This is a genomic window from Promicromonospora sp. NPDC059942 (genome assembly GCF_042731755.1).
In the GTDB taxonomy this organism is placed as follows: Bacteria; Actinomycetota; Actinomycetes; order Actinomycetales; family Cellulomonadaceae; genus Promicromonospora.
Map to the genome: position 1 here is coordinate 400,543 of NZ_JBHWLR010000001.1, position 12,761 is coordinate 413,303.

Genomic DNA, 12,761 nt, shown 5'->3' on the forward strand with positions numbered 1-12,761 from the left:
TCTCGCTGGGCGTGTGGAGTTGTGTGCCTGGAACACAACGTGGGCTCGGGGGCTGGGGTACACCCTCGCCTCGCCTGTTCCCTCTTTTCTTTCTTCACCGGGGCGCGACGGCGGGGCCGCGGTGATGATGTGCGGTGATGAACGCGATCCTGCTGTTGCCCGCCGGCATCGTCCTGCTCAACGTCTTCGCCCTGGCCCTGGTGCTGCTGCGCGCGCCGGTGTTCCGGCTGCCGGTGTACTGGCCGATGGTGCTCAACATCGGGCTGTCGGTGGCCCCGGCCGTGGTGCTCGGGATCGGGTTGCTGCTGGTGCTGGGCGTCATCACGTTCGTGCCCAACCAGGCGCTCATGCTCACCGTGATCGCGGTGGTGCTCCTGGTGTGGGTGCTGCTGCTGCCCAACTCGGCGTACCTGGTCACGGAGCTGAACTTCTCCCACCGGCGGCCCACGGACGACCCGGCGCCGCTCTGGTACGACATCGTGATGGTGCTGTCCCTGGCGCTGTCCGGGGTGCTGAACATGCTGATGAACGTGCTGCTGGTGCAGTTCGCGTACGTGCTCATCGTGCGGCCCAACGACGACGACCCCTACCGGCAGCCCGACTCCTGGGTGCTGGTGGCGCTCACCCTCCTGCTGGTCAGCGTCGGCATCTACCTGGGGCGCTACGTGCGGTTCAACTCCTGGGACCTGCTGCACCCCGGGTCGTTCGTGCGCAAGCTCGTCGGGCACTTCCGGGTGGGCGCGCACTGGCGGACGGTCGGCGGCTTCGTCGTCGTGCACACGCTGTTCTTCGGCCTGATGTACCTGCTGGTGGTCGCGCCCGTGGTGCTGATGGTGGCCGCCGTGAGCGCGTGAGGCTCGCGGCGGCCACCCCTGTCGCAGGTGGGTCAGGTCAGTCCGGCAGATCGGCCACCGCGAAGTACGTGGTGCAGCTCCCGCCCTCCGACTCGTACCCCGTGGACAGCTCCAGCAGCTCGCCGCGCTCGGGCAGGGCCAGCAGCGTGGGGCTGTAGTTGGGGCAGTAGTTGTTCCACGGGTCGAGGATGCCCACCGGCGCCTCGGCCGTGGCCCAGGAGTCCTCCGGCACGCCCTCGTTGGTCATGATCGTGGACCCGCTGCCGGGCAGCACCGCGCCGTCGGCGCCGTAGAGCATCTGCCCGACGCCGAGGAGCCGCCCGTCACGCGTGCCGTCGTCGTACCAGCTGATGTTCGGGGTGTGCCGGAAGTGCGTGCCGTCCGCCGTCGCGACCGGGCTGCCGATCTCGGTGACGGGCTGCCAGGCGATGCCGTCGGCCGAGCGGCGGGTGTAGTGCCGGCAGTCCTGCACCGGGCCGCACACCTCGTAGCTCATCAGGTAGGTGCGGTCCGGCAGCCGGCGCACCACGGGCATCCCCGGGCGCAGCCCGGCGTCCGGCAGAGCGATGACGTCCTCCAGGGGCGTCCACGTCACGCCGTCGCGCGACGTGGCCTGGACGATCACCTGGCTGTGCGCCGGCTGCTGGTTCTCGTCGGAGACGTACAGCACCAGCTCACCGCCGGGGGAGACGGCGAACTCCGGCTCCCACAGCCCCTTGCCGCCCGACGCCGTGGCCGCCGTGGACACGTGCTCCCACGTGCGGCCCTGATCCCGGCTGGCCCACACCGGCAGCGTCATCCGGCGGGTGGACTCGTCCACCTGCTGGCCCACCGACGCCGACCACAGCAGGGTGCCCTTCGGCAGGTCGCCCACCTTGCGCGGCAGCTCGAACAGCGTCGAGCAGCACAGCCCCTGCGCCGCTCCCGGGTCCGAGACCGTGCCGACCCGCTCGAAGCTGCGACCGTCGTCCGTGCTGGTGAAGATCGCGCCGTGCCCCGTGTCGCCGTCGAACGTGACCGTGCTGACGACGATCGTGCCGTTCGCCCGGCCGGAGTGCTCCAGCCGGATGGCGCGCGGGTAGAGGGAGGTGCCCTCCATCAGGCGGGTCCCGTTCACCGCCCCGCCCGGCGGCGGTTCCGCCCCGCCCGCCCCGCCCGCGCCGGCCGTCGCCGGGACGACGGCGGTGGACAGGGCGAGCGCGGCGAGCGCCAGGACGGTGAACAAGCGTCGTACGACCATGGGTGGTACCTCTCTGATCGACTCTGATCTCGGCTTCACGCTAGTGATCCTCGGCAAGTGCGTCAACGTTGCACCACCCCGCCCGGACCCGCCCGCCTCGTTGGGCGGCCGGGTCCGGGCGAGCGCGGCCCGGCGGGTCAGCCCGCGGCGTCGACCGCGGACTGCAGCTCCTCGATGAAGCCTGCGGCCGCTTCCTGCGGGGAGAGCTTCCCGAACTGGACCTGCTGGTTGTACCGGGACAGCATGGTCTCGATCTCGCTCGCGCCGTTCGGCGTGATGGGCGGGGCGTCGCCAGAACGCTCGCCCACCAGCTTGGTGAAGTCGAGCAGCTTCCTGGCCTGCTCGTCGAGCGTGGGCTCGAGCGCCGCCTGGAAGGCCTCGTTGGCGGGGATCCCCCGGTCGGTCCCGAAGGCGTGGGCGACCTGGGGGTCGTTGACGAGGAAGTCGATCAGCAGAGCTGCCTCGGCCGGGTGCTCGGACTGGGAGGACGCCGCCCAGTACATCGACGGCTTGGGGTACTGGAAGCCCTCCGGCGTGTCCGGGTCGGCGGGCCAGTCCGCCACCTCGTACTCGAAGTCGGGTGCCGCCGCGGCGATCGCGGTGAACTGGCCGGCGGCGATGAAGGCCATGGCGGTGTTGCCCACTACCGTGTCGCCCTGGTCCAGGGGCACGCCCGCCTTCTCGCTCAGGGCGGCCGCGTCCGGCGCCGCGCCGGACTCGATCCAGTCGAGCTCACGCTGCCAGTACGCGGCGACCGTGGCGGGGTCGATCGCCACGTCACCCTCGGCGTCGAAGATCTGGTCACCCTGCTGACGGGCGAACACCTCCAGGCTGAACGAGTCCGCCCCGAACGGGGACAGGCCGCGTACCTTGCCATCGGATGCCTCGGTGATCGCCTGCGCGGCGGCGTCGAACTCCTCCCAGGTCCACGTGTCGGTGTCCGGCACCGGCACGTCGTACTTCTCGAAGAGGCTGGTGTTCAGCACGACGCCGTTCCCCGCGACACCGATCGGCACGGCGTACAGGCTGCCGTCGACCTCACCGGAGGCCAGCACGTTGTCGGGCAGCGAGCTCGCATCGAGGAACTCCGGCACCGCGTCGAGGTCCAGCAGCGCCCCGCGCCCCGCGTAGGAGGAGAGGTAGAGCTGGTCGAACTGGACGACGTCCGGCATGTCGCCGGCCGCCGCCGTGGTCGCCAGGCGGTCCCAGTACCCGCCCCAGTCCGCGTACGTCGGCTCCACGTGGATCCGGGGGTACTTCTCCTCGAACAGCTCGATCGCGTCGAGGGTCGACTGGTGGCGGGCGTCCGCGCCCCACCAGGTCATCGTCAGGGTCACCTCGCCGTCGCTGAGCTCCGCGTCGGCGGGGTCGGGCGCGATGCCGCACCCGGCCAACCCGACGCTCAGGGCGAGGGCCGAGCCGGCCAGCACACCCCGTCGCGCGCGTCGTTCCATCGTGGTTCTTCCTCCGGTCGTCAGTCGTCGGCTCATCACTTGCCGCCCGTCGTCGCGATGCCGCGCAGCAGGAACCGCTGCCCGAACAGGAACACGAGGAACACCGGGATCAGCGAGACGACGCTCATCGCGAACAGGGCCCCGAAGTCGGACTGCGACTGGGCGTCGATGAACTGCCGCAGCGCCACCGGGACCGTGTAGAGGTCGGGGTCGGTCACGAAGATGAGCTGGGAGAAGAAGTCGTTCCAGGTCCAGATGAACGTGAAGATCGTGGTGGTCGCCAGGGCGGGCACCATGAGCGGCAGGATCACCTGGAGGAAGATCCGGGCGTGGCCGGCGCCGTCGATCCGCGCGGCCTCGTCGAGCTCGCGGGGGATGCCGCGCACGAACTGGACCATCAGGAACACGAAGAACGCGTCCGTGGCCAGCAGCTTGGGCACGATCAGCGGCAGGTAGGTGTTGATCCAGCCGATCTGGGCGAACATCACGTACTGCGGGATGATCAGCACGTGCACCGGCAGCATGATCGTCAGGAGCATCGCGGCGAACGCGACGGTCTTGGCGCGGAACTGCAGCCGGGCGAACGCGTAGGCCGCCATCGAGCAGGAGATGAGGTTGCCCACCACGGAGCCCAGCACGACCAGGGCCGAGTTGAGCAGGTAGCTGCCGAACGGCTTGCTCAGGGCGTTCCAGCCGTCGGGGTAGTGGCTCAGGTCGAACGTGTCGATCAGCAGCCCGGGGCTGGTGAAGATGTCTTCGTTCGGCCGCAGCGAGCTGGTCACCATCCACAGCAGCGGGTACAGCATCACGATCGCCACGAGGATCAGGCCCACGTGGGCCAGGATCCGCGGGCGGCGTCGGCGCTGCTTGATGACGAGGGGGCGCCTGCCCGGCCCCGTGGTCGGTTCGGTGGTCAGAAGAGTTTCAGTCGTCATAGAACACCCAGTACTTCGAGGCCCAGAAGTTCAGGGCCGTGAACGCGCCGATGATGATGAGCAGCAGCCAGGCCAGGGCCGAGGCGTACCCCATGCGGAAGCCGGCGAAGCCTTCCTGGTAGAGGTACAGCGAGAAGAAGAGCGTCGAGTCGGCCGGTCCGCCGCTGCCGTTGGAGACGATGAACGCCTGCGTGAACGACTGGAAGCTGCCGATCAGCCCGAGCACCAGGTTGAAGAAGATGATCGGGCTCAGCAGGGGCAGCGTGATCTTGCGCAGCTGCTGCCACTTGTTCGCGCCGTCGGTCGACGCCGCGTCGTAGTACTGCCGCGGGATCTGGCGCAGGCCGGCGAGGAAGATGACCATCGGCGCGCCGAAGGTCCACACGTGCAGCACGATCAGGGTGCCCAGCGCGGTGTCCGGCTCGGCCACCCACGCGGGTCCCTGGATGCCGAACAGGCCGAGGAACGCGTTGAACAGGCCCTCTCCGCCGAACACGAGGCGCCACAGCACGGCGATGGCCACGCTCGCCCCGAGCAGGGAGGGCAGGTAGAGCACCGACCGGTACAGGGCGAGCCCGCGGATGCCGCGGTCCAGCAGGAGCGCGAGGCCGAGGGCGACCGCGAGCTGGATGGGCACCGAGACCACGACGTAGGTCATCGTCGCGACCAGCGACTTGCCCAGCCGCTCGTCGCCGACCATGCGCTGGATGTTCTCCAGCCCCGTGAAGTTCGGGTCCTGCAGCAGGTTGTAGTCGGTGAACGCCAGGTACAGGGAGGCGAGCATCGGGCCGAGCGTGATGGCGACCAGGCCGAGGAGCCACGGGGCCAGGAAGACCGCAGCGGCCTTCGAGTCCCGGCGTCGTTCCTTGGCCAGCGCCTGCTTCTGCTCGGTGGTCAGACCGCTGCGGCCGTCGCGGCGCAGCGTCCGCAGCTCGCCGATAGCGCTCACGACGTGCGCCCCGGGCTGACCGGACGAGTGCGCCGTCCGGCGGCGGACCCTCCGTGAAGGGTGGTGGGAGCTGAGGACACAGATGCTCCTTCGGATCGTGTCGTGCGTCTTCGCAGATGGTGTACGAGGAATAGTGATCGTTCACTTTTCCGTCCGGCGTCAACATAGTGAACGTTCACTATGCTGTCAACGCTGGTGTCGGCGGCCCGCCGGCCGCCGCGAGCGAGAGGATGGCGGAATGTCCGAGAATGCCGTGCGCCGGCCGACGATCGTCCAGGTCGCGCGCCTCGCGCAGGTCTCCCACCAGACCGTCTCGCGGTACCTGCGGCACAACGGCGGGCTCAAGCCCGAGACGGTGCGGCGCGTCGAGGCGGCTATCGAGGAGCTCGGCTACCGGCCCAACCTGGTGGCCCGCTCCATGCGCACGCGCCGCACCGGCCGGCTCGCGGTGCTGCTGCCCGCCCCGGCGCTCCTGCTGCCGACGCGCCTGCTCAGCGCCGCCGCCACGGTGGCGCACGACGCCGGGTTCCTCATCGAGGTGGTCAGCGTGGAGGGCGGCGCACAGGAACGCAGCGACCGCGCCATGGACCTGATGTCCTCCGGCCAGGTCGAGGGGGTGCTCTCGCTCACCTCCCTGCCCGGGCTCAGCGACCAGCCGGCCACCGCCTCCGGCGCCGCCTTCGCCGTCGTGGGGCAGTACGACGACGAGATGCGCGGCATCGGCGAGCTCGCCTACGCCTCGGTGGTCGCCGAGATCGTCGAGCACCTCGCGGGCATCGGCCACCGCCACTTCGTGCACATCGCGGGCCCCGACGTCTGGTCGTCGGCCAGGGCGCGGCGCCAGGTCTACCTCGAGGTGATCGAGCGGCTCGGGCTCACGTCGCACGGCGTCGTCGACGGGGACTGGTCGGGGGAGTGCGGGTACGAGACCGTGCGCTCGCTGCCCGACTCCAGCCCCGTCACCGCGGTCATCGCGGCGAACGACCCCATGGCGACCGGCGCGGTGCGGGCGGCCCTGGACCGCGGCTGGGGCGTGCCGGAGCGCCTCAGCGTCGTCGGCTGGGACGACCTGGAGCTCGGCCGTTTCGCGACGCCGTCGCTGTCCAGCGTGGTCGTCGACCGCGAGGAGCAGGGGCGGGTGGCCATGGAACGGCTGATCGCGCTGATCCGCGGCGGGCCGGAGCCCGAGGCCCCGCGGCTGCCGCTGAACCGGTTGGTGCTGCGCGAGTCGACGGGGCCGGCGCCGGTGCTGTGAGCAAGGCCGCCTAGCGCCGGGCCCGCGTCATCATGCCGCCCTGCGCCGTGAAGCCCAGGCGCTCGTAGAACGGCATCACGGAGACGCGCGAGTCGAGCGTGAGCTTGCGGACGCCCAGGTCGTCGGCCGCGCCGCACAGGGACTCCATCAGCCGCCGGCCGATGCCGCGCCCCTGGTGCTCGGGCACGACGAAGACGCTCTGCACGTCACCGGACCGGCGGACGGCGTCGCCCGGGTTGGGCACCCGGTCGAACAGTGCGAGCCACGCCATCCCGACCAGGGCGCCGTCCACGGTCGCGACGTGGCACACCGACCGTTCGCCCTGTGCCCGCATCCACCCGCTCAGCGCGGCGGCGAACTCCCGGGCCTCGTCCGGGCCGGGCGTGCGGCCCGGCTGCGCCCAGCGCCACCGCAGCGCGGACAGGGCCTGGGCGTCGGCGAGGGTGGCTGGTCTGATCACGAGGTCCGGTTGCACGACGCAAGCCTGGCACGGACCTCGCGGTGGCGCGGTGCATAGGATTCCTGGCGTGAGCGCCGCCCGTCGCAAGAACCACCAGGTCGCCGTCCTCGTGCTGGAGGGCGCCAAGCCGCTCGACGTCGGCATCCCGGCGCAGGTGTTCTCGAACCGGCCGAGCATGCCGTACGAGGTGCGAGTGTGCGGCGCCGCGCCCGGCCTGGTGACCGGCGGCGACGGCCTCTCGTACCACGTGGCCGAGGGGCTGGACGCGCTGGAGCGCGCCGACACGGTGTTCGTCCCCGGGTACCGGACGCCGGCCGCCGCCGACCCGCCGGCCGTCGTCGTCGACGCGCTGAAGGCGGCGCACGCGCGCGGGGCTCGGCTCGCGGCCATCTCGACCGGCGCGTTCGCCCTGGCGGCGACCGGGCTGCTCGACGGTAAGCGCGCCACGACGCACTGGCACTACACGAGGGCGCTGCGCGAGCGGCATCCGCTGGTGCAGGTGGACGAGAACGTGCTGTTCGTGGACGAGGGCGGCGTGCTCACCTCGGCCGGTGCGGCGTCGGGCATCGACCTGTGCCTGCACCTGGTGCGGCGCGACCACGGCGTCGGCCTGTCCAACCACGTGGCCCGGCGGCTGGTCGCCGCCCCGTACCGCAGCGGCGGACAGGCGCAGTACGTGCCGCGCAGTGTGCCAGAGCCGCTCGGCGACCTGTTCGCCGACACGCGCGAGTGGGCCCTGGAGCACCTCGCCGAACAGCTCACCCTGGAGGCGCTCGCCCGCAACGCGCGGGTCTCGGCGCGCACCTTCTCGCGGCGGTTCGTGCAGGACACCGGCTACACGCCGATGCAGTGGGTGCTGCGGGCGCGCGTGGACCTGGCGCGTGAGCTGCTGGAACGCAGCGACCTCAGCGTCGAGCAGGTCGCGCACCGGGTCGGGCTCGGCACCGCGGCGAACCTCCGCCTGCACTTCCACCGGATCCTCGGGACGTCGCCGACGGAGTACCGGCACACGTTCTCGGCCGGTGCCGAGGGCGGCGACCTGTAGGCCGGGTGGTCGGCAAGAGGTCTGCCGACCACCCGGATCCCGGGCATCAGCCCGGGAGCGCCTCGGCCGCCGGAGCCTCAGCGCTGGCGGGCCTCAGCCCTGGGCGAGCAGCTCCAGCGTGTCGATCACGCGGTTGGAGAAGCCCCACTCGTTGTCGTACCAGGCGACGACCTTGACGTGCTTGCCGTCGACCCGGACCAGGGCGGAGTCGAAGATCGCCGAGGCCGCCTCCCCGGTGATGTCGCTGGAGACCAGCGGCTCCTCGGAGTAGTCGAGGATGCCCTTCAGTGCCCCGTCGGCCGCGGTGCGGTACGCCGCCAGGACCTCCTCGCGGGTGACCTCGCGCTCGACCGTGGTGTTCAGCTCCACGACGGAGCCCACCGGCACCGGAACGCGGATCGAGTCGCCCGACAGCTTGCCGTTCAGGTTGGGCAGCACCAGGCCGATCGCCTTGGCGGCACCCGTCGTGGTCGGCACGATGTTGACGCCGGCGGCGCGGGCCCGGCGCGAGTCGCGGTGCGGCCCGTCCTGCAGGTTCTGCTCCTGGGTGTAGGCATGCACGGTGGTCATGAACCCGTGCTCGATGCCGGCCAGGTCGTCCAGCACGGAGGCGAGCGGCGCCAGCGCGTTCGTGGTGCACGACGCGTTGGAGACGATCACGTGCTCCGCGGGGTCGTACGCGTCGGTGTTCACGCCGTAGGCGAGCGTCACGTCCGCGCCGGCCGAGGGGGCGCTGACCAGCACCTTCCGGGCGCCGGCGTCGAGGTGCGCGCGGGCGGCGTCGGCGGAGGTGAAGCGGCCGGTGGACTCCAGCACGAGGTCCACGCCGAGCTCCGCCCACGGCAGCTTGCCGGGCTCGCGCTCGGCGAGCACCTTGATGCGGTGGCCGTCGACGACGAGCTCGTCGCCGTCGACCTCGACCGGACGGCCCAGCCGGCCGAGCGCGCTGTCGAACTTGAGCAGCTGGGCCAGGGCGTCCGGGGCGGTAAGGTCGTTGATCGCGACCACCTCGAGCTTGCTGTCGCGCTCGAGCAGCGCGCGCAGGGTGTTGCGTCCGATCCGGCCGAAGCCGTTGATGGCGATGCGGGTCATCGTTTTCCTTTCGTCACCGACCATGCTGCGCGTCTTGGCATCGAGCCGAAAGCGGCTGGAAGGCCACTGTCCGCAAGGATTCCGCCAGAGGTTTGGTCACCGGTCGCAAGGATCTCGCCAGCCCTCTGTGACGGCCTGCGGCCGATCACCCCGCCTGGTGGTGCCCCCTCCCGAGGGACGATGCCGACACCTCCGCGATCCACCTGCGCTGTGCCCGCGTCTCCACCGCGCGCGGGTGGTAGCGGTCGCGGACCCACGCCACGGCGTCGTCCGGAGACACGCCGCTCATGATCGCGAGCACCGCCATCGCCGTGCCGGTTCTGCCGATCCCGCCGCCGCAGGCGATCTCCACCCGCTCCGTGGCCGCTCGTGCGTGAGCCTCCTTGAGCGCGGCCAGTGCCTCCTGCGTCGAGTCGGGCAGGCGGAAGTCGCGCCAGCGCACCCAGCGGTACTCCCTGTTGGGAACCGCGGGATCTCGGCCGCGCAGATACACGGCGAAGTCCGGGAGGGGAATCTCGCCGCGCGGGCGGCGCAGCCCCGTTCCTCGGACGCGCCGTCCGTCGGGAAGCTCGACCACGCCGCCGTCGGCCAGGTTCCAGTGATCCATCGCTCCAGCCTAGGGAGGCGGGCGGCGATGAGTAATGGGGTTGTCCGCAGTCGGACGGTGAGGAGAACCGGAAGAGGGAGCCTGAGATGAGCAAAGTCATCACCCACATGACGATGTCCCTGGACGGGTTCATCGCCGACCCGGACGACGGCATCGACGACATCTTCGACTGGTACGCGGTCGGGCCGGTCAGTGTGCCCAGCGCCAACGAGGGCGTCTCCCTGCTGGTCGACGAGGCCAGCGCCGAGATGCTGCGCGACCTCACCGAGGGCACAGGCGCACTCGTGTCCGGTCGGCGCCTGTTCGACATCACCGACGGCTGGGGCGACAACCACCCCGTGGGCGCCCCCGTCGTCGTGGTCACGCACCACGTCCCCGAGAACGCGGACCGCTGGCCGCGGACCACGTTCGCGGGCGACGTCGAAGAAGCCGTCGCCCGTGCCCGCGAGATCGCCGGCGACAAGGACGTCACCGTCGCGAGCGCGAACGTGGCCCAGCAGGCGCTCGCGCTCGGCCTGGTCGACGACGTGTGCGTCAGCCTCGCCCCGGTGCTGCTCGGCGCGGGCATCCCGTACTTCGCCGACCTGGGCCGGCACCTGCTCCTGGAGGACCCTGAGGTGGTCCAGGGCAAGCGCGCCCTGCACCTGCGGTACGCGGTGCGGCGCTGAGCGGCGTCGTGCGACGACCCCCGGCCGGCGAGACGCCGGTCGGGGGCCGTTCACCGCGGTGCCGGACGGCGCCGGCTCAGAAGGTCCAGCGCTGCTCGGCGCCGCCGGAGCAGGTGCGGATCTCCAGGCGCTGGCCGTCGTGCAGGGGCGTACCCCCGACCGCCGTCAGGCACTTGCCCGACTGCGGGTTCACGAGAGCCTGGGTGCCGGACTGGTAGGTCCAGCTCTGCGCCCCGGTGCCGTTGCACTCCCAGAGCTGCACGACGGCGCCGTCCGCCGAGCTCCCGGACGCCACGTCGATGCACCGGCCCAGAGCGCTCAGGGTCGAGCCGGACCGGGTCCAGGTCTGGGCCGTGTTGCCGCTGCAGTTCACGATCTGCAGCGGGTTGCCGTTGAACGAGTCGGCCCAGGGGACGTCCACGCACATGCCGTTGGACGCGTGCACCGCGCCCGTGCCGGACGGGAGCGGCCCGCTGCCGCCGTCACCCCCGCCGTCGTCGGACCCCGCGATGGGCGTCGCGGCGCCGGAGAACGGGTCGAGCTGGATGTAGGCGGCCGACGGGTTGCCGTCGTGCACGAGGGACTCCTGCGCGAGGACGTCGTCGAACGCGAACCCGTACGCCTTGCCGTTGGCCATCTGCTGGTGGATGAACTTGGAGTAGTAGTCGGTCACGGAGGCCTCGTAGAACCCCGTGGTGCTGGTGCCGGGCTGGGTGGTGCGGGTCAGCAGGGTGGAGCGGTGGAAGCCGGCACAGAGGGTGCGGGCGATGGCGCCGATGTCGTTGTTGGGCGCGGCCAGGTCGTTGTAGCAGCCGAAGACGGAGTCGCTCGACGGCTTGCGGAACTCGGTCACGTACGCGCCCGAGGCGTTGGTGAAGCGCATGACGCCGTTCTGCACCCGGCCGGTGAACACGGCGGCGGGGTCGTAGGAGTAGGGCGCCACGGTGAGGTTCTCGTTCGTGTACTTGGCCCACACCTGGTCCACGTAGGACGAGAGGATGTTGGCGTCGAGCTGGCCGGTCCCGATCGCGTGCCCGGGGGCGAGGATCCGCAGCTGCGACCCGTCCGGGGCGCGCTGGGCCAGGTTGGTCCAGCCGGGGGTGGCGGCCAGGGCGTTGACGATGTTCTGGTAGCCGTCGGGCTTGAGCATGCCGGTGCTGATCACTGAGCCGTCGGCCTTGCGCAGACCCGTCTGGTACGGGGCCGAGAGGAAGTCGACCTGGGTGCTGTTGATCCACAACCCCGAGTCGTTGAGCGTGAACTCGGTCCAGCTGAAGAGCTTGTTGCGGTTCGGGTCGCTCGGGTTCTGGACGGCGGGCTGGACGAGGCGGCCGTCGTTGACGACCTTGAAGCTGAGCTTGCTGCCGTACGAGAAGTAGACCCGGCCCGACATCTTGGGCAGCTGGATGGTCTTCGATTGCCCGTCGGCCGGGCCGGCGATCGAGGCGTCGGGCGCGTCCACGGGGGTGCCGCCGACGGTGGGCCAGGCGTGGAACACGCCCGCGGCGTCGGCCCAGCCGAGCTGGCCGGTGCCGGGGTCGCCCAGGACGTAGACGAACACCTGGTCGCCGCGCCCGGAGTCGTTGGTGATGGTCAGGGGGATCGTGGCGGGGACGGCCGCCGCGGGAGTGGGCTGCGCGACGACGAGTGCCGCCGCCGTGATCGCGAGCGCGCCGAACGCGGCGAGCACGCTGCGGAGCGGGTGGAGTCTGAGCCTTCGTGCACGTGACGGGGTTCGTGACATGGGGAGATCTCCTCGTGTATCCGGGTAGCACGCCGTTGTACTTACTGGACTGTCAGGGAATCGGATATTAGTGAGGATCCCTGCCAATGTCACGAGTCGGGCGAAACTTTCTCCTGCGCAAGGTGGTCGGGGAGGCGGTCAGGGGCGGCGGTCCAGGATCGCCTGGGTGGCGTTGTCGAGGTTCTCGACGAGTTTGTGCACGCCGTCGAGCAGGGCGGCGACGCCGATCAGGAGGGCCGCGACGCCGACGATCACGGCGACGGTTCCGAGGGCGGCGCCGACGGTGAGGACGATCGGCCCGATGAGCAGCCCGGCCAGTCCCAGGGTGATCGTGCCGGCGGAGCGATTGGCCGCGGTGGGGGAGTTGCGCACGTTCTCGTTCGCATCAGTCATGCGGCACATCGTGCTGCCCCGGTAGGCCCCGTGACCAGGGAAGTCGGTGTACTGGCGTGCGCGCC

At 71.0% G+C, this 12,761-nt stretch carries 13 protein-coding genes; 4 read left to right on the top strand and 9 right to left on the bottom strand.

All coding sequences use genetic code 11. The annotated features are described in order from the left end of the window. Window positions 1-137: 137 nt before the first annotated feature. On the top strand, window positions 138-854 hold the full coding sequence (locus ACFV9Q_RS01675) for a DUF1361 domain-containing protein (protein WP_377232863.1): 717 nt from the start codon (window positions 138-140) through the stop codon (window positions 852-854). A 37-nt stretch (window positions 855-891) separates the two neighbouring features. Here the strand turns inward: ACFV9Q_RS01675 and ACFV9Q_RS01680 are convergent, their stop codons facing one another. From ACFV9Q_RS01680 to ACFV9Q_RS01695, 4 genes are all read right to left on the bottom strand, one after another. Next, window positions 892-2,094 (bottom strand): sialidase family protein, encoded by a 1,203-nt coding sequence (locus ACFV9Q_RS01680; protein WP_377232864.1) that lies wholly within the window; start codon window positions 2,092-2,094, stop codon window positions 892-894. A 137-nt stretch (window positions 2,095-2,231) separates the two neighbouring features. Beyond that, window positions 2,232-3,548: an ABC transporter substrate-binding protein gene (locus ACFV9Q_RS01685; protein ID WP_377232865.1), complete on the bottom strand. Its 1,317-nt coding sequence runs from the start codon at window positions 3,546-3,548 to the stop codon at window positions 2,232-2,234. A 35-nt stretch (window positions 3,549-3,583) separates the two neighbouring features. Further along, window positions 3,584-4,483 (bottom strand): carbohydrate ABC transporter permease, encoded by a 900-nt coding sequence (locus ACFV9Q_RS01690; protein WP_377232115.1) that lies wholly within the window; start codon window positions 4,481-4,483, stop codon window positions 3,584-3,586. Beyond that, window positions 4,473-5,432, bottom strand: a complete 960-nt coding sequence (locus tag ACFV9Q_RS01695) for a carbohydrate ABC transporter permease (RefSeq protein WP_377232866.1) — start codon at window positions 5,430-5,432, stop codon at window positions 4,473-4,475. Before ACFV9Q_RS01695 ends, ACFV9Q_RS01690 begins: the two co-directional genes overlap by 11 nt. A gap of 238 nt (window positions 5,433-5,670) precedes the next feature. Here ACFV9Q_RS01695 and ACFV9Q_RS01700 point away from each other — a divergent pair, with 238 nt between their 5' ends. Further along, the gene (locus tag ACFV9Q_RS01700) at window positions 5,671-6,687 is read left to right on the top strand and encodes a LacI family DNA-binding transcriptional regulator (RefSeq protein WP_377232867.1); all 1,017 of its coding nucleotides are present in this window, start codon (window positions 5,671-5,673) and stop codon (window positions 6,685-6,687) included. 10 nt (window positions 6,688-6,697) lie between these two features. On the opposite strand, the gene ACFV9Q_RS01705 is transcribed toward ACFV9Q_RS01700, so the two are convergent. Next, window positions 6,698-7,162 carry a GNAT family N-acetyltransferase gene (locus tag ACFV9Q_RS01705; RefSeq protein ID WP_377232868.1) on the bottom strand — a complete coding sequence of 155 codons (465 nt, stop codon included), beginning with the start codon at window positions 7,160-7,162 and terminating at the stop codon, window positions 6,698-6,700. Window positions 7,163-7,214: 52 nt separating this feature from the next. Between ACFV9Q_RS01705 and ACFV9Q_RS01710 the strand changes: the two genes are divergently transcribed. Then, window positions 7,215-8,192 (top strand): GlxA family transcriptional regulator, encoded by a 978-nt coding sequence (locus ACFV9Q_RS01710; protein ID WP_377229496.1) that lies wholly within the window; start codon window positions 7,215-7,217, stop codon window positions 8,190-8,192. Window positions 8,193-8,285: 93 nt separating this feature from the next. Here ACFV9Q_RS01710 and gap read toward each other — a convergent pair whose 3' ends face one another. Together gap and ACFV9Q_RS01720 are read right to left on the bottom strand one after the other, a co-directional pair. Next, complete coding sequence (gap, locus tag ACFV9Q_RS01715) at window positions 8,286-9,284, bottom strand: type I glyceraldehyde-3-phosphate dehydrogenase (protein WP_377232869.1); 999 nt, start codon at window positions 9,282-9,284, stop codon at window positions 8,286-8,288. A 145-nt stretch (window positions 9,285-9,429) separates the two neighbouring features. After that, window positions 9,430-9,891: a protein-tyrosine phosphatase family protein gene (locus ACFV9Q_RS01720; protein ID WP_377232870.1), complete on the bottom strand. Its 462-nt coding sequence runs from the start codon at window positions 9,889-9,891 to the stop codon at window positions 9,430-9,432. Window positions 9,892-9,977: 86 nt separating this feature from the next. On the opposite strand from ACFV9Q_RS01720, the gene ACFV9Q_RS01725 reads away from it, so the two are divergent. Then, the gene (locus ACFV9Q_RS01725) at window positions 9,978-10,559 is read left to right on the top strand and encodes a dihydrofolate reductase family protein (protein WP_377232871.1); all 582 of its coding nucleotides are present in this window, start codon (window positions 9,978-9,980) and stop codon (window positions 10,557-10,559) included. 76 nt (window positions 10,560-10,635) lie between these two features. Here ACFV9Q_RS01725 and ACFV9Q_RS01730 read toward each other — a convergent pair whose 3' ends face one another. After that, the gene (locus ACFV9Q_RS01730; RefSeq protein ID WP_377232872.1) at window positions 10,636-12,249 is read right to left on the bottom strand and encodes a beta-1,3-glucanase family protein; all 1,614 of its coding nucleotides are present in this window, start codon (window positions 12,247-12,249) and stop codon (window positions 10,636-10,638) included. 192 nt (window positions 12,250-12,441) lie between these two features. Beyond that, the gene (locus tag ACFV9Q_RS01735; protein WP_377232873.1) at window positions 12,442-12,696 is read right to left on the bottom strand and encodes a hypothetical protein; all 255 of its coding nucleotides are present in this window, start codon (window positions 12,694-12,696) and stop codon (window positions 12,442-12,444) included. Between the last annotated feature and the right edge of the window lie 65 nt (window positions 12,697-12,761).